This is a genomic window from Syntrophotalea acetylenica, assembly GCF_001888165.1.
GTDB classification, from domain to species: Bacteria; Desulfobacterota; Desulfuromonadia; order Desulfuromonadales; family Syntrophotaleaceae; genus Syntrophotalea; species Syntrophotalea acetylenica.
Genome location: NZ_CP015455.1, coordinates 1,729,358 through 1,751,028 on the forward strand (window position 1 = coordinate 1,729,358; position 21,671 = coordinate 1,751,028).

The 21,671-nt window shown below is 56.4% G+C and carries 22 protein-coding genes; 6 read left to right on the forward strand and 16 right to left on the reverse strand.

From position 1 onward, the window contains the following. Window positions 1-2 precede the first annotated feature (2 nt). The 4 genes from A6070_RS07955 to panB are packed head-to-tail and all read right to left on the reverse strand — an operon-like array spanning window position 3 to window position 3,385. The gene (locus tag A6070_RS07955; protein ID WP_072287809.1) at window positions 3-1,289 is read right to left on the reverse strand and encodes an amidohydrolase family protein; all 1,287 of its coding nucleotides are present in this window, start codon (window positions 1,287-1,289) and stop codon (window positions 3-5) included. 14 nt (window positions 1,290-1,303) lie between these two features. Continuing rightward, window positions 1,304-1,699: an aspartate 1-decarboxylase gene (panD, locus tag A6070_RS07960; RefSeq protein WP_072287810.1), complete on the reverse strand. Its 396-nt coding sequence runs from the start codon at window positions 1,697-1,699 to the stop codon at window positions 1,304-1,306. Between the two features lie 8 nt (window positions 1,700-1,707). Further along, window positions 1,708-2,559, reverse strand: coding sequence for a pantoate--beta-alanine ligase (gene panC / locus A6070_RS07965; protein ID WP_072287811.1), 852 nt, complete (start codon window positions 2,557-2,559; stop codon window positions 1,708-1,710). Between the two features lie 22 nt (window positions 2,560-2,581). Further along, on the reverse strand, window positions 2,582-3,385 hold the full coding sequence (gene panB, locus A6070_RS07970) for a 3-methyl-2-oxobutanoate hydroxymethyltransferase (RefSeq protein ID WP_072287812.1): 804 nt from the start codon (window positions 3,383-3,385) through the stop codon (window positions 2,582-2,584). A 699-nt stretch (window positions 3,386-4,084) separates the two neighbouring features. On the opposite strand from panB, the gene A6070_RS07975 reads away from it, so the two are divergent. The 4 genes from A6070_RS07975 to A6070_RS15795 all read left to right on the forward strand — a co-directional run bounded on the left by A6070_RS07975 (window position 4,085) and on the right by A6070_RS15795 (window position 7,395). Then, window positions 4,085-4,354: a (2Fe-2S) ferredoxin domain-containing protein gene (locus tag A6070_RS07975; protein WP_072287813.1), complete on the forward strand. Its 270-nt coding sequence runs from the start codon at window positions 4,085-4,087 to the stop codon at window positions 4,352-4,354. A 103-nt stretch (window positions 4,355-4,457) separates the two neighbouring features. Continuing rightward, a complete protein-coding gene (locus A6070_RS07980) occupies window positions 4,458-6,215 on the forward strand; it encodes a [Fe-Fe] hydrogenase large subunit C-terminal domain-containing protein (protein WP_072287814.1) in 1,758 nt (585 codons plus the stop codon). A 6-nt stretch (window positions 6,216-6,221) separates the two neighbouring features. Then, on the forward strand, window positions 6,222-7,130 hold the full coding sequence (locus tag A6070_RS07985) for a SpoIIE family protein phosphatase (RefSeq protein ID WP_201787896.1): 909 nt from the start codon (window positions 6,222-6,224) through the stop codon (window positions 7,128-7,130). An 85-nt stretch (window positions 7,131-7,215) separates the two neighbouring features. Next, entirely contained in the window at window positions 7,216-7,395 is a 180-nt protein-coding gene (locus A6070_RS15795) for a hypothetical protein (protein ID WP_201787897.1), read from the forward strand. Window positions 7,396-7,466: 71 nt separating this feature from the next. Here the strand turns inward: A6070_RS15795 and A6070_RS07990 are convergent, their stop codons facing one another. The 3 genes from A6070_RS07990 to A6070_RS08000 all read right to left on the reverse strand — a co-directional run bounded on the left by A6070_RS07990 (window position 7,467) and on the right by A6070_RS08000 (window position 9,412). After that, a complete protein-coding gene (locus A6070_RS07990; RefSeq protein ID WP_072287816.1) occupies window positions 7,467-8,507 on the reverse strand; it encodes a radical SAM/SPASM domain-containing protein in 1,041 nt (346 codons plus the stop codon). A 141-nt stretch (window positions 8,508-8,648) separates the two neighbouring features. Next, window positions 8,649-8,909, reverse strand: coding sequence for a hypothetical protein (locus tag A6070_RS15565; RefSeq protein ID WP_158514042.1), 261 nt, complete (start codon window positions 8,907-8,909; stop codon window positions 8,649-8,651). Window positions 8,910-9,133: 224 nt separating this feature from the next. Beyond that, the gene (locus tag A6070_RS08000) at window positions 9,134-9,412 is read right to left on the reverse strand and encodes a hypothetical protein (protein WP_072287817.1); all 279 of its coding nucleotides are present in this window, start codon (window positions 9,410-9,412) and stop codon (window positions 9,134-9,136) included. Window positions 9,413-9,900: 488 nt separating this feature from the next. On the opposite strand from A6070_RS08000, the gene A6070_RS08005 reads away from it, so the two are divergent. Next, on the forward strand, window positions 9,901-10,776 hold the full coding sequence (locus tag A6070_RS08005; RefSeq protein ID WP_072287818.1) for a formate/nitrite transporter family protein: 876 nt from the start codon (window positions 9,901-9,903) through the stop codon (window positions 10,774-10,776). A gap of 170 nt (window positions 10,777-10,946) precedes the next feature. Here the strand turns inward: A6070_RS08005 and mobA are convergent, their stop codons facing one another. From mobA to A6070_RS08040, 7 genes are all read right to left on the reverse strand, one after another. Next, complete coding sequence (gene mobA / locus A6070_RS08010; protein ID WP_072287819.1) at window positions 10,947-11,585, reverse strand: molybdenum cofactor guanylyltransferase; 639 nt, start codon at window positions 11,583-11,585, stop codon at window positions 10,947-10,949. Window positions 11,586-11,610: 25 nt separating this feature from the next. Continuing rightward, on the reverse strand, window positions 11,611-12,417 hold the full coding sequence (gene fdhD / locus A6070_RS08015) for a formate dehydrogenase accessory sulfurtransferase FdhD (protein ID WP_072287820.1): 807 nt from the start codon (window positions 12,415-12,417) through the stop codon (window positions 11,611-11,613). A gap of 127 nt (window positions 12,418-12,544) precedes the next feature. Continuing rightward, on the reverse strand, window positions 12,545-13,162 hold the full coding sequence (locus A6070_RS08020; protein WP_072287821.1) for an LbetaH domain-containing protein: 618 nt from the start codon (window positions 13,160-13,162) through the stop codon (window positions 12,545-12,547). A gap of 215 nt (window positions 13,163-13,377) precedes the next feature. Continuing rightward, a complete protein-coding gene (fdhF, locus tag A6070_RS08025) occupies window positions 13,378-16,101 on the reverse strand; it encodes a formate dehydrogenase subunit alpha (protein WP_083558870.1) in 2,724 nt (907 codons plus the stop codon). Between the two features lie 24 nt (window positions 16,102-16,125). Next, window positions 16,126-17,586 (reverse strand): NADH-ubiquinone oxidoreductase-F iron-sulfur binding region domain-containing protein, encoded by a 1,461-nt coding sequence (locus A6070_RS08030; RefSeq protein ID WP_072287822.1) that lies wholly within the window; start codon window positions 17,584-17,586, stop codon window positions 16,126-16,128. Between the two features lie 18 nt (window positions 17,587-17,604). Beyond that, window positions 17,605-17,988 carry a (2Fe-2S) ferredoxin domain-containing protein gene (locus tag A6070_RS08035; RefSeq protein WP_072287823.1) on the reverse strand — a complete coding sequence of 128 codons (384 nt, stop codon included), beginning with the start codon at window positions 17,986-17,988 and terminating at the stop codon, window positions 17,605-17,607. Between the two features lie 19 nt (window positions 17,989-18,007). Beyond that, on the reverse strand, window positions 18,008-18,520 hold the full coding sequence (locus tag A6070_RS08040) for an NADH-quinone oxidoreductase subunit NuoE family protein (RefSeq protein WP_072287824.1): 513 nt from the start codon (window positions 18,518-18,520) through the stop codon (window positions 18,008-18,010). Between the two features lie 65 nt (window positions 18,521-18,585). Between A6070_RS08040 and A6070_RS08045 the strand changes: the two genes are divergently transcribed. Beyond that, window positions 18,586-18,930 (forward strand): hypothetical protein, encoded by a 345-nt coding sequence (locus A6070_RS08045; protein WP_072502057.1) that lies wholly within the window; start codon window positions 18,586-18,588, stop codon window positions 18,928-18,930. Between the two features lie 384 nt (window positions 18,931-19,314). Here A6070_RS08045 and hpt read toward each other — a convergent pair whose 3' ends face one another. Further along, window positions 19,315-19,857 carry a hypoxanthine phosphoribosyltransferase gene (hpt, locus tag A6070_RS08050; RefSeq protein WP_072287826.1) on the reverse strand — a complete coding sequence of 181 codons (543 nt, stop codon included), beginning with the start codon at window positions 19,855-19,857 and terminating at the stop codon, window positions 19,315-19,317. A 10-nt stretch (window positions 19,858-19,867) separates the two neighbouring features. Continuing rightward, a complete protein-coding gene (gene ade, locus A6070_RS08055) occupies window positions 19,868-21,631 on the reverse strand; it encodes an adenine deaminase (protein WP_201257956.1) in 1,764 nt (587 codons plus the stop codon). Window positions 21,632-21,671: the final 40 nt, after the last annotated feature.

Genomic DNA, 21,671 nt, shown 5'->3' on the forward strand with positions numbered 1-21,671 from the left:
GATTATAAAGAGCCGGCTGCGGGAATGCAAGATTTGCCGTCAAGGTAGAGGGCTTGCACCTCGTCGGAGCGACCGGGTTCGCATAAAAACGTGTTTAGTTCCGCGATGCCGGGCAGTCGCGACGGTTTAAGCACCTGAAAATGCGCTCCGTAACCTGGAGCCAGCGCGCCCATTTCCCCTTCGAGCCCCAAAGCGCTGGCACCCTCGAAGGTCGCCATGCGCAGCAGTGCAGGCGGGTCGAGATGCCCCGCAAAATTACGGCGCGCGTAAGCCACCTCATCCCATAAGGAGAGGCTGTCGCAACTGGCCAGGCTGTCGGTGCCCAATAGCAGCGGCACACCGGCGGCACGGTAGGCGCCAACCGGCGCCTTGCCAACCCCGAGACGGTCGTTGGAGCGGGGACAGAGCACCACGTACAGGCCGCGGGACGCAATCGCATCGATATCCTTTGCCGAAACCTGAACTCCATGGACAAGCAGATCGCCAGGATGCAGCATCCCCTCCCTCAAAGCCCATTCGACCGGAGTCTTGCCGCTGGCCGGCGGGATGCGCCTCCCCCACCCTATCCGGGGATAGAGTCGCTCCACGAAGGCTCCCGAGCCGTCCATTAACAGGGCGGATTCCGCAGGGGACTCGGCGACATGCATCGACTGAGGCAGAGACAGCCGCGCCGCAAGGTCCGACAATTGCCGGAAAAAATCCCGCGACAAGGTATAGGGCGCATGGGGCGCAAGGCCGTACTCCATGGCACCGGGAGCATCTTCCCGAAGCGTCTTTTCGAGAATGTCAAGGCTCGCACGGCAACGATCGCGATCATTCCCCAGACCCTCCAGGAACAGCCGCCCGCGCAGCGGGCTTTTGCGGTAGACACCACGCGCGGAAATGCGAGACAGAATATCCCCGACGGCTCCGGTACCGCAGCGCATGACCGCAGTCATGCCGTCGGCAAGCGAAAATCTGTACTCCTCCAGCGGCACGCCACGCAAAACGCCGATCAGCTTCAACAGCCAATCGGTGAATTCGCAGACGCGCCCTGTTTCTCCCGACGCGTCCCACCGGGGAACATGGGTCAGTTCCAGATGGGTATGGGCGTTGGCCATGGGCGGCATCAGCACCGCCTCGCCGAAATCGACGATTGGCAGGCCCTGGGCATCATTCAGAAGAAGGACCGCCGGACCGACCTCGACAATGCGCCCTTTTGCAACCCGCAAAGCACCGTGTTCGATACAGGGCCCCACCATGGTCAGCAGATATCGCGCCAGAAAAATCGTCGGTGCGTTGGCCGCCATGGATTCGGCGGCTCTCAGATGGCGTTGCGCAGGTTGCCCTGGCCCGGGCTTTCGCTTTTCTGGGAGGTCGGGACGTTCCTGTCATCGACGAATACCAGCTTCGGCTCGTACAGGGAGGCCTTTTCGGCATCGATCTCCAGCCAGCTGGCGATGATGACCTTGTCACCCCGGGAGACCAGGCGGGCAGCCGCGCCGTTGATGCAGATCACCCCGCTTCCCGGTTGTCCTTCGATGGCGTAGGTCTGAAAACGGGTTCCGTAGGTGACATTCCAGATATCTACCGCCTCGTACGGCAGGATATCGGCCTGTTTCATCAGCTCGGAATCGATGGTGATGCTGCCTTCATAGTCGAGATCGGCACCGGTCACGGTAGCACGATGGATTTTGGATTTGAGCATTTTCCGCTTCATAGGATATGTCAAACCTCCTCGAAGATGTAGTTGTTGTCGATCAGTCGTGTGCGGCCGATATATACAGCCAGCAACAGGACAGAGTTGGTATCCACGCGTTCGACACTTTCCAGGGTGTCGCCGTCGCAGATTTTTATGTAATCGATGCGGGCATCCGGCTCCCGTCCGATACGCTCGCGCACCAGTCCCACCAGGCGCCGGACATGCTGCTCCCCGTGGCGAGCGGCCACGCCGGCCTGGCGCATGGCATCGATCAGGGCCAGAGCCTGCCGGCGTTCAGCAGGGGACAGATAGATATTGCGCGAACTCATGGCCAGCCCGTCCGGCTCGCGCACCGTCGGCATGCCGAGGATCTCGATGGGCATGTTGAGATCCGCAACCATGCGGCGCAGCACGGTCAACTGCTGGAAATCCTTGCGACCGAACAGGGCGACATGGGGCTGGACAATATTAAACAGCTTGCAGACCACCGTTGTCACCCCGCGAAAGTGCCCCGGGCGGCTCTCCCCGCAGAGGGTTTTGGTCAGTCCCTCGACGTTGACATAGGTTGCAAAGCCGCCGGGATACATACCCTCTACAGTCGGATGCAAGAGAATATCGACACCGGCCTGCCGTGCCAGTTCGGCGTCGCGCTCGAGATCCCGGGGATAGGCGGCGAAATCTTCCTTGGGTCCGAACTGGGTGGGATTGACAAAGATAGAAGCCACCAGCAGGTCGCCCCGTTCGCGGCCCTCCCGCATCAGCGACAGGTGGCCTTCATGCAGACACCCCATGGTTGGCACAAACGCAATGCGCTTTCCGCTCCTGCGGACTTCTTCGCAGCGGCTCTGAACCACTTTGATATCATAGATAATTTCCATAACAGCTCAGCACATCCTCGTTTCAGGAAAAACTGTGTTCAGGGCCGGGAAACACGCCCTGCTTCACTTCGTCGATATAACTTCTGACCCCCTGCCGGATCAAAGTGGCGGCATCGGCATAGCGCTTGACGAATCGCGGGGAATACTTTTCACACAGACCGAGGATATCGTGAATCACCAGCACCTGGCCGTCACAGGCAGCACCCGCGCCGATACCAATGGTCGGGATGTCGAGGGTTGCGGTAATCTGGGCGGCGAGCGCCGCTGGTATGCCTTCGAGAACGACAGCGAAAGCACCGGCTTGCTGCACGGCACGCGCGTCATTCAGCAGTTGGCGGGCCTGCTGATCCTGCTTGCCCTGCACCCGATAGCCGCCCATGCGATGGATCGACTGGGGAGTGAGCCCGACATGCCCAACCACCGGGATGTCCATATTGACGATAGCCCGTACGATGTCGGCGACATGCTCCCCGCCTTCGATCTTGACAGCCTGGGCGCCCCCTTCCTTGACCAGGCGTCCGGCATTGAGGCGCGCTTCGCGCAGGTCGACCTGGTAGGACAAAAAGGGCATATCTGCCACCAGAAAGCCCTGCCCTAACCCGCGCGCCACGGCGCGGCAATGATAGATCATTTCCTCCATGGTCACCGGCAGGGTATGCTCGTAACCGGCAACCGCCACCCCGACGGAATCGCCCACCAGCACCATGTCGACCCCCTCCAGGTCCATCAGTCGCGCAAAGGGATAGTCGTAGGCGGTAAGCATGGCGATCTTTTCCCCCTCGGCCTTCATGCGCTGGATATCGAGAACCGTTTTACGTTTCTGCATGGCTCTTCTCCATGACGTGTTGTTCGGATCCCGGCCAAAAAAAAAGCCTTTCGGACGCCGTCCGAAAGACCTGTGCCTGCAGGAGACATACGAATACCGCTCCCGGTGGTACAACTGCCTTCCGTCCCGGTCCAATGGATCCAGGCGGTATGAAACGTGCGAAAAAGGCAGACCCCCTGCGGCTCCGGCTCATGTTCCGGGCCTGCATCCACCTCTTTCTCAAAGTTGGGCATCTATAACACAGGATTGCGGCGCTGTCCAGATTTTTCCCTGATTTCCACATCCGGCAACGGGTTTCCGGCCGAAATCGCATCCTGGAGGCTGCCATGCCGGCCCCGGCCAGCCACGCCACATTTGCGCCCATGATCTGAAACCTCCCGTCGCCGGCGCGACAAAACCCGACGATACGAGGCTATGCCATAAACCACATTTAATGTTTTTCTCTGTTTCAAATTGTTTTATTCATAAGAAACTTTCCCGTATAATGAATCGAAAATGCTATGTTTCGGGCTGATCAAGCCTGCCACAAAGCGCTAAATCATCCTTTACTGAACGAACCGCCTTCGATGCAGGCTTGGAATTACCCGACTGTGGCCGCACGGCATCCGATGAATAAACGGGCTGCATCCCTGGGGGAGGGATCCGGTCCGGCGAGCGGCAGGTGAGGGACAATCTGCATGATTTGAGGAGAATATCCGCATGAAAAAACAAATAGTCATCTGCATGGGAAGCTCCTGCTTCAGCCGCGGCAACGATCGAAATCTTGAAATCATCGAAACTTTTATCGCGGAACACAAAATGGAACATCAGATCGATTTGCGCGGCGCGCGCTGCGAAGACAGTTGTGATCGCGGCCCCATCCTCAAGATCGACGACAAAGTGTTTTTCCATGCCAACAAGGCGGATCTTATCAAAATCCTGGAGGAACAGCTGCTCGGCGATGACGGATCCACGCCGGCCGGGTCGTAATCGCCCAGCTCTGCTGCAGGCTTGCAATCCGCCCGTCGCCAACCTGCGAAAAAGACCTCCAAAACTCCGTCCCTGTCGGCACAAAATCTGAAAAGGTCTTTACATGAATCAGAACCCGTCTCTTCAACCGGCCATTTTCACCCAGGAAACAGAGTGCCAGGACTGCTCCAAATGCGTCAGGTACTGCCCGGTCAAAGCTATCAAGGTCGCCGATGGGCAAGCCCGTATCGTTCCGGAAAAATGCGTCAGCTGCGGAACCTGCGTCCGGGTTTGTCCCGCCAATGCCAAGCGGGTACGTAACGACCTCGACCAGATCCGCCATCTGGTTCGATCCGGCGCGCGGGTTTTCGCCTCCATCGCCCCTTCCTTCGTCAGCGAGTTTCCCGACATCCCTTCGACCCACATCATCGCGGCGTTGCGCAAACTTGGCTTTGCCGGCGTAAGCGAGACTGCCCTCGGCGCCCAGGAAGTGTCGGCCCTGGTGGCCACGGAACTGGCCAAGGGCGAAAATCGTCTCTATCTTTCCTCCGCCTGCCCGGCAGCGGTGACATTTATCCAGAAATACCTGCCCGAACTCTCGGATTCGATAACCAGGGTATATTCCCCCCTGCTGTCGCACTGTACCATGTTGCGGGAACATTTCGGCCACGACGCGAGCATTGTCTTTATCGGACCCTGCGGCGCAAAGAAAAATGAAGCTGACCGGCATCCGGAACTGCTGGATGCGGCCATCACCTTTGCCGATCTGCGCCAGTGGCTGCTCGACGAACACATCGACCCGGCCGCACTGCGTCCCGGCGGCGAAGACTGTTTTGTCCCCCAAAACGCCCAGGAAGGCGCCCTCTACCCCGTGGAAGGAGGCATGATCGAGACCATACGCCTGCATGGCGACTGCGATAATGTGCGCTGCATTACGGTCGCTGGCATCAACGGCATCCGCCACGTGTTGTCGGGATTCAAGCCCAAGACCCTGCCGCAACCGCTGTTCATGGAACTGCTGGCCTGCCGCGGGGGCTGCATCAACGGGCCCTGCGCCCAGATGCGGGAAGGCAATCTGGATCAGTGGCAGGAAATCATTGCCCGCGCCGAAGTGCCGGCCGCGCCACTGCAGCGGATGCCGCGACGCGACATCATGGAAACCATTTTCGACCAACCCCTGCAGACACAGCACTACAGCGATCAGGAGATCCACCAGGCCCTGCGTCTGATCGACAAGGAAAAAACCGAGGACGAACTCAATTGCGGAGGATGCGGGTACGAAACCTGCCGGGAATTCGCTCACGCCATTCTCTCGGGACACGCTGAAGTATCCATGTGCCTGTCCTACCTGCGGCGTCAGGCGCAGCGCAAGGCCAATGCGCTGCTGCATTGCATTCCTTCGGCCATTGTCCTGGTAGACAAGGATCTGCGGGTGGTGGACTGCAACCGGCAGTTCGCCGAACTGTTCAGCAAAGACCTGGCGGAAACCTATGATTACTGCCCGGGACTCAAGGGCGCGGTACTGGAACACATCCTGCCCTTTCCCCAGCTTTTTCGACAAGCCCTGGACAGCGGCGCGACTCTGCAGCACGATGCCCTGCATGTTGAAGATCGCATCTTCCAGATCAACATCTTCCCCATTGAACCGGGGCATGTCACCGGCGGCGTCATCAGCGATATTACGGCGCACGAAATGCCGCGGGAGATGATTGCCCGCCGGGCTCGGGAAGTCATCCATAAAAACCTCAAGACGGTTCAGGAAATCGCCTGCAAACTCGGAGAAAACATGGCGGAGACGGAGATTCTCCTGCGTTCGCTGGCGGAAGGCTTCGCTCCGGCCCGCCCGGTGGTGGACGAAGAACTCCGCGAAGAGGACAGGTAAGCAGCGATGAACAACTCACTGTTCGTGGAAATAGAATCGTTTCAATATAACTGCGTCGGCGAGGATATCTGCGGCGACTGCTTCATGATGGAGAAAACGCCGGGCTTCAATCGCATTATCGCGGTGCTGTCCGACGGACTGGGACACGGGGTCAAGGCCGGCATCCTTTCCAACATGACGGCGTCCATGGCCCTGAAATTCATCGGCAGCAACCAGGCACTCATTCCCTCCGCCGAAACCATGATGGACGCCCTGCCCATCTGCCAGAAACGCAAAATCAGTTACGCCACCTTTTCCATCATCGATTACATACCCGGCGAAACCGTACGGATCATCGAGATGGACAATCCGCCCTTTATCCTGATCCGCAACGGCAAACTCCTGGACCCGGCCTTCAAGGAAGTATGGTCGCCGCGTCATGAAAACCGTAAAATGCGGATTTATGAAGTCGATGTAAAACCTCAGGACCGGCTGATTTTCATGTCCGACGGCATCAGCCAGGCAGGCCTTGGGTCCGACCAGCACAAACTCGGCTGGCGCCGCCAGGGATGCGCTTCACATGTGATCGATCTGGTGCGCGGGAATCCTTCCATATCCGCCCGGGAACTGGCCCGACAGATCGTCGATACGGCGAAAAGTCTCGAGGAAAATCGCCAACCCGGCGATGACATGACAGCCGCCGTATTTTACTTCCGCACCCCGCGACGCACCATTCTGCTGACAGGACCCCCTTTTCCAAAAATTACGACCGGGAATATGCCTGGATCCTCAATGCATTCCGGGGCAACAAGGTCATTTGCGGAGGAACCTCCGCGGAAATCGTGGCGCGGGAGCTTGGCAGGGAGATCCACACGGACCTCTCCACGGTCGCCAAAGGCATCCCTCCCCTGGCGACCATGGAAGGCGTCGACCTGATTACGGAAGGCATTCTGACTTTGACCCACGCCGCCCAGTATCTGGAACGCGGCGAAGCCCCCAGGAAAGCAACGGTGCCGCCCAATTGACCAACCTTCTGCGTGACAGCGACAGCATCCAGTTTGTGATCGGCACCAAAATCAACGAGGCGCACCAGTCCCCGCGCCACCCGGAAGACCTGGAGATCCGCCGCAACATAGCCAAGCGCCTGGCGCGTGTACTGCAAAAAAAGTATCTCAAGGAAGTAAACATCCGCTATATCTGACCAGAATGCAAACAGCGCATAGCGAACCGCAAAAATAGAGTACCTTGCACACTGCTGACATCGGCACCGTTTCAGGCCTGCGCATCGGCCAGCAACGGCAGCAAATTTCCCAGGTCCACCCCCGGCACACCCACCAAGCGTCGCGCAATGTCCTTGAAAGCCTCATGCTCGGTGTGCCCGGGATTGTGAACGGCCCGATGTCTGTAGTCCTCCCCTGAAAAAGTCCCCCAGTCAGACAACTGGCTGAAATAGGCCGAGAAACCGAAGTCTTTGGCCAGCGCTGCGAAGGCCGGCATTTGGCGGAAATTGTTCCGCTGCACCACGAAACTCAGCCGAATCCGCAAGCCAAGCGTTGCTATGAAAGCCAGGTTGTGTAACAGACAACCAAAATCACCGCCGCGACGATTCTCCGCATAAGTTGGTGCGCTGGCGGCATCGACGGAGATTTCCGCCGAACGAATCAGGGCTCGGGCCAAACCCAGCCCCTCCCATGCAGACGCATCCCAGAGTTGCGCGTTGGTATGCAGTCGGAGCGTATGCAGTCGGGGGAAATCGGAAGTATCCAGATTTTGCAGAAAGGCCAGGTAGGATGGGCTCCCGAAGGGGTCCCCGTAACCGCTCACGGTTATTTCCTCTACGCTCGGTCCGAAGGCTTGCTTCAGGCGGACTTCTATCTGCCGAATGCGCCCCAGGTAGCGCCCGCCGACCCGAACCAACCCCTTTCGACAACTGGGACAGGCAAGATTGCAACGCGCATCGTAACAGAGATTGAGCTGACGAGGCCCAAAAGGCAAATGCAGGTCGTTCCGACGCAAGACCTCCCGAAGATATGGCAACGGTACCGCATCCTGCGGCATCACAGGAGCCTGCCGTCCTGCCAGGCGGGGGCAGCGCACCTGGTCGCACAGGGAAAAACTCCCGTCCAGAACGGATTGACGCAGACGCATGGCAACCGGGCCGTTCCAGATATAATCGAAAGAATCCCGGAGAAGATTGCCCAGGGGGACATTCACCCAGGATGGGCAGCAGGCAAAGACCGAACCATCGGCGTGAATCTCGCACCAGACAAACGGTTGGATACACACCAGTTTTTGATGGGATTTGACAGACATACAGCTTGTTGGTGCAGCCAAAACGAAAATCTCTTCTCAAGAAAAAAGCCTCCATGTGACAAGCACATGGAGGCTTTTTTATGGTGCTGGTTTCCTGCGGAGCAGTGCGTATGCACCGACCAGGGAAGCCATCCGTCCGAATTACTCGGCAGCGGGCTTCTCTTCGGCCATGGCATCGGCAGCGGCTTCGGTAGCTTCAGCAGCTTCGTCGGCAACGGCTTCAGCAGCTTCGTCGACCACGGCTTCAGCGGTCTCGGCAGCTTCTTCAACAGCCTGATCCATAGCCGGAGCAACTTCCTGGGCCTGCTCAACGGCAGCGGGAGCTTCTTCTTTTTTCTGACAGGCAACCGTCATACCAGCCATAAGAAGGACGCAAAGAAACACAACAACTTTCTTCATCATGACAAATCTCCTAAACCCCGTGAATGTTGTACTTGAAAATCGTCTGTCCCTGTGACAGACGGCCAAAAAATACTCCTTTTTACAACAAAATCAACAGAAATTTTGCAAAGCGGCAATTTTTTTTTGCGGCCTGAAAAGCCTGTTTTTTTATCAATGTTTTCAATATGTTACAAATGGGAACAAAATAATTTTTTATTACTGTTCGCCCCATCGACAGCCAGCAGTCAGGTCAAAAACATCGAAATCCCAAAATTCCTCGCCCGCTGGTATCCCGCCATCTCGTTTTCAGACCAGGCATGCATGGCCGCGCCGGCAGGAATTGCCGGCTGTTCGACACCGATGGCAACATAACCCTTGCATTTCAGAAAATACAGAGCACGATGCAGAGCCCCTGATGAACTCTGCTCCATGACCCAGAACCTGGCGCTGACTCCCGGCACTACGCGATAATTCGGATTGCCGGGAACCGGCCTGGCTCGAATAACAAGAAAGTAAATCTTCATATCGCGAGACCTGACTATACCACCCCCTATGTGAACATGCAAACATTGACCGGCATTATGGGCCTCAATTCGTAAGTGTCGTGCAACTGCGACACATTGAGACCAGAAAAAATGCCCGTCACCGCTTCCACAAAATCCGTGGTGCACTACGACCCAGGCGGAGGACTAAAAAGGCATTCTAATGCTACCATCACAGTTTTCCTAAGTATAGGGAAAAGTCACGATCTGCAGCAATTTTGGGTTGACAGTCGGGTTTTTTCAACTCTATACTGCCGACGCTTTTGCTGTGAATTTTCAAGATTCGTTTTTGTCACAAATAACCATTTGGGTTGGGGTAACGCTGCCGGATTTTTGAACTGGTTGGAGGGGTGTTCTGCGCGCAGCTTCAGACAGGATTAAAACATTTTTTCAAAAAAGTTTAAAACCTGCTGAAATCCCATTATTCTTGGGCCTGATCGATACAAACACATCTCATGAGGAGGGGAACAATGTCTAACTTCGTACCGCCTGCGGAACTTAGCAAATCCTTTATCGCCATTGGCAAAGCCAAGGCAACCAACACCGCCATCAAACTTTTCGTGCTGGGTATTCTCGCAGGGGTCTTCATCGGGTTTGCAGCACACCTCGCCACGACTGTCGCTACCGGCGAATGGGGCATCTTCGGTCTGCAGAAATTCTTCATTGGCGCGGTCTTCAGCGTAGGACTTATGCTGGTCGTGATTCCGGGTTCGGAACTCTTCACCGGCAACAACATGATGACCATCGCCCTGTGCAACAAGGACATCACCCTGGCACAGCTGCTGCGCAACTGGATCATCGTTTATGCCGGCAACCTCGTCGGCTCCATTGCCCTGGCATGGATGATCGCCATGGGCAGCGGCCTGCTGGACGGCGCAGTCGGCGCTACCGCGATCAACATTGCCTACGGCAAGGTTACAGCGGGTGCCGATGCTCACACGGCCATGTACTTCTGGCGCGCCATTGGCTGTAACTGGCTGGTATGCCTCGCCGTCATGATGGCAATCTCCGCCAAAGACATCGCCGGTAAAGTTCTGGGTATTTTCTTCCCCATCATGGCGTTCGTCACCTCCGGGTTTGAGCACTGCGTTGCCAACATGTACTTCATTCCGGCCGGCATCTTCGCCAAAGCGTCCACGGCAGCCGTCACCGCTTCCGGCAAATCCCTCGAAGCCCTGACCGCCCTCAACTGGACCACCCTGTGGACCCAGAACCTGATCATCGTAACCCTGGGCAACATCGTTGGCGGCGCCATTCTCTGCGGCGTGGTTTACTGGTGGGCCTTCGTTCGCGGCACCTCGCAGAAAGCTGAAGCCGCCGCGGCACCGACTGCCAAAGCTGCCTAACAAATAATCCTTCAATCGATCGGGACAGGCATAGGGAAGAACGTTTTCCCTATGCCTTTTTTTATTTTCAGCCCCGTTTTGGGGTATGGCGTAATGGAATGTACCGGATTTATTAATAAAAGGCCTGGCGGACGAGAAAATTCCCGGTTTTGTCGGGTTGAATCGAGAGGTTATCTTCGGCAGGATTTGCCGCAAGCGGCATTATCGAAACCATGGGCAAGACTGAGACTGCGCCACTTTTCAAAATCTTCCCGGGTATTGAGGTTGAGAAACATCTTCCAGTCCGGACTGTACTGCCTGGCCTCCGCTTCCGGAATATAAAAGGTTTCACAGGTTTCCAGAAAATCGAACAGGGAGTGGCGTCCGGTGGCAAGGTAAGCTTCGATAGCCGAGATCAAAACGCGGGAATAAAAGGCATTGAACGGCTCGATCCAGTCACCATATCTCGTTACGCAGGCAGGGGCGTGACTTTGGCTGACGCATTGCTGCATGCGCCGGATATAGTCCAGATTGATATTGGGCATATCGCAGGCCAGGAAATACACGTTCTGAGACAGTGCGGTCTTAAGCCCGATGTGTATGCCGCCCAGCGGTCCCTGGTGCCTGAGTTCGTCGCTCACTACGACGAAGGGCGTTCCCCGGTACAATTCGGGGGTGTTGCTGACGACAATGATCTGATCAAACATGGTGGCAAGCTGTTCACCATGCCAGCAAAGAAGATAGTGGTCCTTGATCTGCAAAAATTGTTTGTCGAATCCCATGCGGCGGCTTTTGCCGCCGGCAAGGATTACCGCACTGCCGAACTTCATGTCCAGTTTCCTTTATGTGCGTATTTCAATCCATATCGAGACAGGAAAAGTTGGTGTAGACATTGAAATTTTGGCCCCGGGCAAAACCGATCAGAGTCATATTGAGAGTGCGGGCCTGATCGATAGCCGCACTGGTCGGCGCGGAACGGGAGATAATGGCCGGGATTCCGCGGCGAGCCACTTTGGCGAGAATTTCCGTCGATATCCTGCCGCTGGTAAGCACGACCTTGTCGTTAAGCGCTATGCCGCGCATCATGGCCTCTCCCAGGACTTTATCCAGAGCGTTGTGCCTGCCGATATCGTCTTCAAAGAGCAAAATCTGCTCGCCGTCGGACAGGGCACAGCTGTGCACCCCGCCGGTATCGGCAAACAGTTGAGACATTTTGCCGAACCGATCCATCAGTTCCGGCACCCTTGCCGCTCTGATTGTGATGCGGCCATCATACCCTTCGGTCAAAGACTGCAGAACCGCGGCATCAAGCGTGGAATGGCCTTTACCACCGGCGGTGGGTACGGTTTGGCGTATATGCGATCTTTGGGCAGCCAGGGCAAAATCGTCACTACCTCTCAAGGTAACTCGCGCCCGTTGCTGATCCACATCAATTTGAATTTCCTGCAGATCCCCGGGCCCGCGGATAACCCCCTCCGAGAACAGGAAGCCTGCTACCAGATTCTCCAGGGATCGGGGGGTACAAAGCAAAATGACGAACGGTTGGCCGTTAACCTCGATCTCCAGGTTGTATTCGGCAACCACCACATCCATTACTTTTCTGAAATCTCCCTGCCGACACTGCAGAATTTCGTACTGCCGCCGATCCCTGACTGATTCCATGCTGTCTTCCCGCGCTGATTAACCATAAACTTTTTTCATCCGGAGTTTCCGGATGGACACCAGATAGCCAAAACGGGAAACCTCAAGTGCTTCCCGTCTGGATATAATCATATTTTTATGTACATATCTATCCTTTATGTGATGCCAGGTACTGTCGGGCCAGCGCAGTGTTGACATGCACGACACCCTTGTTCATGTCCTTGAAAGGATAGTCGTCGGTGATTTTCGGCAGAGCATCGGCTTCTTCCTGGCTACGAATGATCGAGCCGGCCGGGACATACCGGCCATCCTCCACCGTAACGCCCATGATAATAGCGCCGGGTTCAATCACACATTTTTTACCGACAAAGGATTTAAATACAAGTGATTTCATCCCGACGAAGGTATCATCCAAAACCACGGCGGGGCCGTGGATCTGAACCTGATGAGCCAGCGAAACACGGCATCCGACATACGCAGCGTAGGAACGGCCATCGACCTCGTAGAGGTTCTTGGCAACCGGCGCGCCATTCAATTCGGTTTCCAGAGCATGAATGACAACCCCATCCTGGATATTGGAATCATCGCCAACGAAGAGAGGTTGCCCTTCGTCGCCCCTTACAGCCGCCGTTGGTGATACCATGATATTCCTTCCAAGAATAACATTTCCGATAACGGCAGCCAAGGGGTGAACATAGGTTCCCGAACCGATCTCAGGTTCGGAGACCTGGCTGCAAAAATCGGTAACCACGTTTTTTTCAATCATGAATCAATCCTCCCTCGCCGAAAAGTGGGATATGCCAATGATAACATCGCCCCCGTGCCGAACAATGTCGGTACGGGGGCGATGTCAGATTTATACTCTTTGCGAAGACCCTTTCGTATATAACTTACGGGCCTTCTATCTGGCCGGACAAAACTCTACCATAAATAACATGGCTGTTGCAAGGACGGCAAAGACCGTCCTTGCAACAATGAGGTTTATCGGATTCCGTCAGCCTCTTCCGACCAGTCCCAGGCCACTTTTTCAAGCTTGGCTGCACAGGACTTGTACTCAGGAATCTTGGCAATAGGATCGACTACCGGGTTAGTCAAGACGTTGGCCGCGCCCTCGGCAAAGTGGAACGGAATGAAGATGACGTTCTCCTTCAATTTAGGCGTTACCTTGGCCTTTGCCACGATAGAACCGCGGCGGGTGCTGATCTTGACCTTGTCTCCTTCGGCAATGCTCAATTTGCGAGCAGCTTCGGGATTGATCTCCACAAAAGACTCGGGAGACATGGCGTTCAGCCCGTCAACTTTACCGGTCATGGTGCGGGTGTGATAGTGATAAAGCACACGACCGGTGGTCATGATCACGGGGTATTCGTCATCAGGCAACTCAGCACTGGGCTTGAACGCAGCGGGTTTGAACAAACCAAGGCCCCGAGCGAACTTGCCGACATGCAGGAATTTGGTGCCGGCGTGATCTTCGGTCGGACAGGGCCACTGCAGGCTGCCCAGTTCATTGAGACGATCATAGCTGATACCGGCATAGGAAGGCGTTACCTCGCGGATCTCAGCAAACACGTCCTCAGGGCTGGCATAATTTTTCCCGATTCCAAGACGCTTCAGGACCTCCGACAGGATCTGCCAGTCAGGCTTGCAATCTCCGATCGGATTGATGGCTTTGCGCACCATCTGTACGCGCCGTTCGGTATTGGAGAAGGTACCGTCCTTTTCAGCAAAAGTAGCGGCCGGCAGAACCACGTCGGCCAACTGAGCCGTCTCGGTCAGGAAAATGTCCTGCACCACCAGGAATCCGGTGTTTTTCAGTGCTTCTTCAACATGGGTCAGATCCGGGTCGGAAACCATCGGGTTTTCACCCATGATGTACAGGAACTTGATATCGCCATGACCAGCACCATGCACGATTTCAGTCAGGGTGAGGCCGACCTTGTCGGACAACGCAACACCCCAGGCCTTTTCGAACTTGGCCTTGACGTCGGCATTCGCCACACTCTGGTACGCAGGATAGGTCCCGGGCAAGGCCCCCATATCGCAGGCACCCTGAACGTTGTTCTGACCACGCAGCGGGTTGACCCCGCCCGATTCGATACCGATATTGCCACACAACATGGCCAGGTTAGCCATGCTCATAACGCCTTCGGTACCGGTGGAATGCTGGGTAACGCCCATGCAGTAAACGATGGAGGCTTTTTCGCCTTCGGCGTAGATGCGAGCTGCCTTCTTGATATCTTCGGCACTCACACCGCAGATTTCAGCAGCTTTTTCGGGGGTGTAATCCGCCACGGTCGCTACCAGTTCATCGAAGCCCTCGGTGCGCTCTTTGACATACTCGGCAGCATCCAGGCCTTCACTGATGATGTAGTTCATCATGGCGTTGGCCAGAGCGATGTTGGTGCCGGGATTGACCTGCAGGAAAACATCGGCATCGGCGGCAATGTCGATATTTCGCGGATCGACAACGATGATTTTCGCGCCTTTAGCCTTTGCCTGACGGATCTTGGCACCGATAACCGGATGGTTTTCGGTGGTGTTGGACCCGCTGATAAAAATAACGTTACTATCGATCAACTCGTTGATGGAGTTGGTCATTGCGCCACTACCAAGCGTAGTTGCCAGACCGGCAACGGTGGAGCTGTGTCAAAGTCGAGCGCAGTGATCGACACTGTTTGTGCCGAACCCCGCGCGCACCATTTTCTGAAAGAGGTAGTTTTCTTCGTTCGTAACACGTGCGGAACTCAAACCGGCGAAAGCTTCGCTACCGAATTCAGCTTTGATGGCCTTAGCTTTGGAAGCCACCAGATCAAGGGCTTCATCCCAGGTTGCCTTGACCAGTTCGCCATCTTTGCGGATCAACGGCGTCGTCAGGCGATCCGGATGGTTGATGAAATTGAAGCCGAATTTGCCCTTTACGCACAGAAGACCATCATTGGAGGCACCGCTGAGCGGCTCTACGCCGACCACCTTGTTGCCTTTGCTGAGCAGGTTCATCTGGCAGCCGACACCGCAGTAGGAGCAGGTCGTCTGGGTCTTTTTCACTTCCCAGCTGCGATATTTCTCCTTGTTTTTCGGCAGCAGGGCCCCTACCGGGCAGACCGACACGCAGTTGCCACAGGAGACGCAGTCGGAGGCATCCATGCCCCTGTCGAAGGGAGCCACGGGATGGGTGGTGAAGCCGCGATTGCCGAAGCCGATGGCGTTGGTGGACTGGAATTTGGTGCAGACCTGCACGCAACGGCGGCATGCCACGCACTTGTTCAGATCACGGACATAGAACTCGTTGGTGTCATCCAGCGGAAAATCGTTGCGCAGACCCGGGAAGCGGGTTTCCTCGATGCCGTACTGGTAACAGAGATCCTGCAGCTTGCAGTTACCGGCCTTTTCGCAGGTCAGACAATCCAGGGGGTGGTCGGACAGCATCAGGTGAAGAACCGTCTTGCGCGCTTCGATAACGCGGGGGGTATCGGTCTTGATCACCATATTGTTCATAAGAGGAGTAGCGCAGGCCGGAGCCAGGTTGCGCCGATTTTCCACTTCAACCACGCAGATGCGGCAGGCCGCGGCCTGCTGGTTGAACTGCTTTTCCATATCGAGATGGCACAGCGTCGGAATCTCGATCCCGACTTTTTTAGCTGCCTCAAGAATCGTACTGCCGACAGGCATTTCGACCGCCTGCCCGTCTATCGTTATATTCAGCATAGACATGTGACGCGTCTCCTTTCGTTATTTTTTGATGATGGCGTCGAACTTGCACTTGTCCAGACAGGCGCCGCACTTGATACAGGCGGACTGGTCGATGACATGGACTTCCTTCGGCTTGCCGCTGATGCAGTTGACCGGGCAAACCTTGGCACACAGGGTACAACCCACGCACTTCTCCGCCACCACCGTGAACTCGAGCAGTTCGGTACAGACCCCGGCAGGACACTTCTTGTCCTGCACGTGGGCGCGGTATTCGTCTTCGAACACGCGCAGGGTCGACAGTACCGGGTTGGGCATGGTCTGGCCAAGGCCGCACAGGGCGGTGTCCTTGATGTTCACCGCCAGGCTGCGCAGCTTCTCGATGTCTTCCTCGGTGCCCAGGCCCTTGGTGATCTTGTCCAGCATTTCGTAAAGACGCTTGGAACCGATGCGGCAGGGGGTGCATTTGCCGCAGGTTTCGTCCATGGTGAAGTCCAGGAAGAACTTGGACACCGCCACCATGCAGTCGTCTTCGTCCATCACGATCATGCCGCCGGAACCCATCATCGACTGGCAGGCGATCAGGTTCTCGTAGTCGATGGGAACATCGAGGTCCTTGTAGGTCAGCGCGCCGCCGGAGGGGCCGCCGGTCTGCACCGCCTTGAACTGCTTGCCGTTCGGAATACCGCCGCCAATCTCAAAAATGACATCCCTCAGCGGGGTTCCCATGGGAATTTCGATCAGGCCGACGTTGTTGATCTTGCCAACGACACAGAAAACCTTGGTACCCTTGGAGGTCTCGGTGCCGATCTTGCTGAACCAGTCGCCGCCCTTCATGATGATGGCCGGAATGTTGGCCAGGGTCTCGACGTTGTTGACGATGGTCGGCTTATCCCAGTAACCGGCTTCGGCGGGGAACGGCGGCTTGGTGTACGGCTCGCCGCGGTTGCCTTCCATGGAGTTGATCAGGGCGGTTTCCTCGCCGCAGACAAAGGCGCCGGCGCCGTATTTCAGTTCCAGGTCGAAGCTGAAGTCGGTGCCCATGATGTTGTCACCCAGCAGACCCATTTCCTTGGCCTGTTCGATGGCCATTTTCAGGCGTTTGATGGCCAGCGGATATTCGGCGCGGATGTAAATGGTGCCCTTGTTGCCGCCGATGGCATATGCGCCAATGGCCATGGCTTCCAAGATGCTGTGCGGGTCGCCTTCGAGCACCGCGCGGTCCATGAACGCGCCCGGGTCGCCTTCGTCGGCGTTGCAGACGACATATTTGGTGTCGGAGGCGTACTTGGCGGCAAAACCCCATTTGACGCCGGTGGGAAAACCCGCGCCGCCACGACCGCGCAGGCCGCTGTTTTTAACCAATTCGATAACATCGGCGGGCTTCATCTCGGCCAGGCATTTGCCCAGGGCCTGATAGCCGCCGACGGTGATGTAGGATTCAATGGATTCCGGATCGATGAACCCGCTGTTGCGAGTGGCTATTCTAAGCTGATTTGCCATAGCTGTTCTCTCCCCGTATTAAAAAACAACGCGCTCATAGTTGACCGGAATCACGCCCCCGACCAACTCGCCGTCTTTGATGTATTTCTGCACCAGTTCCTTGGCCTTGTCACCCTTGACATAACCGAACACCACCGGCTGTTTGCCGGGCAGGATGATTTCCACGGTCGGCTCGGCATAGCAGTAGGTATGGCAGCCGACCTGACCGAATTCCACGTTGTCGATGCCCTGCGCGGCGCATTCCTGCTTCATGGCTTCCAGCGTTTCCTTGCCGCCGGAGGCGATGCTGCAGGTCGCCAGGGAAACGTTGACGATGATTTTTTCGCTTTTGGATTTATTTGCGGCAGCCTGCAGGTCTTCGCGCTTTTTCTGCAGTTCCGCCAGAGAATTGATCTTGGCCATATCGCATTATCTCCCCGTGTTAAGCAAAGTCGGCAATGATGCTCTTCACCTGGTCGGTGGTCACGTTGCCGTAGACCTTCTCACCGACAATAACCACCGGCGCCAGCGCACAGGCACCGACGCAGCGCAGACAGTCGAGGGAGAATTTGCCGTCCGATGTCACTTCACCGACCTCCAGGTTCAGCTGCTGCTTGAGCGCCTCGACAACCTTGTCGGCGCCCTTGACGAAGCAGGCGGTACCCATGCACACGGCAATGGGATGCTTGCCTTTGGGTTTCATGGTGAAGAAGGTGTAGAAGCTCACCACCCCGAACACATGCACGACCGGTACATCCATGTGCTCGGCGACATACTCCTGAATCTCCACGGGCAGAAACCCGAACAGGCTCTGGGCCTTGTGCAGCACCGTGACAAGGTGACCTTTCTTGGTCGGCAAACTGTCGATGAACGCATCGAGCTCGCGGAACAGGTTTTCCGGCAGCTCGTAAGCCTGCTGGGTTCCGCATTCCTTTTTTTCCTGACAACTGGACATGAGTCCTCCCCTGAATGATGTTTGGAATCCGAACAGAAACGACAGCGGGGGCTGTCCGAAGATGCATGAAAAACTGCTGCCTGGTGACGGGAATGCGGCATCCTGCGGGATGGGAGAAAAAACGCTGGGGCCTCTTCGGGCGCAATACAGCACGCCAAGGCGCGAAACGTCCCGGCAGCAACTCGAGATGGCACATCCTGAGCGACAGCAGCATGGTTTCCGTGCATTTACATCCGGACATGAACATACCCGCAGAACCGCGCAGCCCGGTTTTTCAGCCGGACGCACCCCATTCTGCCGTTCGGGACACCCGGATCCCGGTTGACATGCTACATGAAACGACGCGCGATGCAGGACAACGCACGCTTATGCTGGTTTTTGATAAAAAATGCAGGTTTGCGGGGAAATAGCCAAGCCGTGCGACCTGGCTATTTCTCCTCCTCTCCAAAACACAATGCAAACGTGGCCGGCAGAAAGCGAAACAAAACATCCAATTCTTTGAATTGTTCAATGCATGATTCCGCCAAATAACGGCCAAGAGATAGATACCACCGATAAAATATCATTTCAATCTCTTTTTTACCGATATCGGAAAAAATAAATCCAGGGGTAACGGTCTTTAAGAATTTTCAATAGGTTGGCAAAAGCGACAGGCTGCGCGAAAAACCCGGAAACGGCTTTTCGTAAACAGGATCGGAGGCGATCCACTGCGATGTTTCCGGATATTTATCAGGCATTTAAAAACATCGTTATGACAAAAGATGATCTTCCGGGACGGAGGGTGCTCCACGGCATCAGAGCGTCTCGCATTCATCGGATGAAAGTTGCGCAATGTAGGGCAAGGCCCGGAATTTATCCGCAAAATCCAGTCCATAACCGACCGTCCAGACGTCGGGGATATCGAACCCGACATAATCAACGGGCACCTGCACCTGCATGGTGCCGGCCTTGCGTAGCAGTGTACAGGTTTTCAGCGAGGCGGGTTTTCGCGCCCGGAACAATCGCAGCAGATAATCAAGCGTATGCCCGGTGTCGACGATATCCTCCACGATCAGCACGTGTCTTTGCGTGATATCGGTTCGCACATCCATGATCAGACGCACGGCGCCGCTGACGGCTCCTTTGCCATAAGACGAAAGAGCTATAAAATCGATGCGCCGCGGTATCTTCAGGGCGCGGGACAGATCGGCCAGAAAAATATAGCTGCCCCGCAGCACGCCGACCATAAAAAGCTCTTCAACCGCGGCATAATCGCTTGAAATCCGCGCCGCGAGCTCAGCAACGCGCCGATGAATGGCCTCTTCACCGATCAATATCCTGCGTGGAGATCCCGGCATGCCTTCCTCCTCAGTCTTCGAGAAACAGTGGCACCAGCTGCCGCGACAGCACATGCACCAGGCCGAAGTCGGTCAATTTCAACTCCGGAATGACCTCGAGCCCCAGAAAACTCAGCGTCATGAATGGCCCCGGAATCGCACAACCCACCTCTTTCAGGGCTTGATTCAGAAACTTTTGGCAAGACACCAGTTCTTCGGCGGCGGCCAAGGACATCAACCCGCCGACAGGCAACGGCAGCTGCCAAAGCAGCCGCTCGCCCACTGCCAGCGCCTGGCCGCCACCGGATTCGGCCACGGCCCGGGCGGCGGTCATCATAGACATATCGTCCATCCCAGCCACGATCAGGTTATGGTGGTCATGCGCCACGCTTGAAGCCATTGCACCGCGCCGCAGGGTCAGCCCCTGGACGAATCCCTTGCCACATCGCCCAGTGGCGCGATGTCTTTCGATCACCGCAAGCTTGGCAAGATCCCGTTCGGGGTCAGCCACCATCTCCCCTTCCCGGCTCAAGCCGTGAAGAATCCGCTGTTCGGTTACCAGTTGTCCGGGCACCACACCGATTACCCGCATCTTGCAACCCGGACCGGATATACGAAAATCGACCCTTGACCAGTCGACATGCATGGTATTTTTCAGCCAGGGCGCAACTTCGTCGCCTGTGCCGCCGGATTTTTCGTCGACACATTGCCCGCCCACAGCCACCAGTCGGCCGGCATGCCAGACCCGTTCCGGACGGAAATTGTCGAGGCTGGAAAACGCTACAAGATCGGCCCTGCGGCCGGGGGCAATCAGACCGCGATCGAGCAGGCCGTAGTGCACCGCCGGATTGAGACAGGCCATGCGCAGCGCCGTCAGCGGCGAAACCCCGGCTGCAACCATGGTACGCACCATCTGATCTATGGAGCCGCGGGACAGCAGATCCGCCGCATCCCGGTCATCGGTACATAGCGCCAGAAAACGCTCGGTTACGCAGGAAACTGTCGGCAAAAGGGTCTGCAGATTACGAGCCGCGCTGCCTTCCCGAAGAAAAACGCACATCCCCCGTTGCAGCCTGTCCCTCACTTCGGCCTCGGTACAGCATTCGTGATCGGAAGTTATGCCGGCGGCCGCATAGGCATCCAGATTGCCACCTTCGACCGCCGGAGCATGGCCGTCGACGGGAAACCCGCGAACGGCGTCGAGTTCCGCCAGCAGCCGGGGCTCGCCTGTGATGACCCCCTGGAAATCCATCACTTCGCCAAGAGCCACCACATCCGGACAAGCCAGAAGCCGGCTGTAATCCTCCGGCCCCAGGCTGGCGCCGGAGCCTGCCAGCAAGGTCGCCGGCACGCAGGAAGGTATGGTCATGAATATGTCGACGGGGGTCTGCCGTGCATCGTCCTGCATGAAACGAATCCCTGAAAGCCCGCAGACATTGGCGATTTCATGAGGATTGGCAACCACTGTCGTTACCCCCCGCGAAACGACCAGACGGGCGAATTCACGGGGGCGCAACATGGAACTTTCGATGTGCACATGCGCATCCACCAGGCCAGGTGCCACAAACAGGCCCTTGAGATCATAACTTTCAATACCGTCAAGTTTCTTGCCGACCGCGGCGATATAGGCACCGACCATGGCAATATCCGCTTCAGCAATGTCACCCGTTGCCAGATCGATGACTTTTCCGTTACGCAACAGCATGTCGGCCGGACTTTGCCGACGCGCAACCGCCAGCAGTCGGGTCAATACGGCCGCCTTATGGTCTGCCGCCTTGCGAATGAAAAGACTCACCACAAACTCTCCCTGGACTATATTTGCCTCTATTATACAT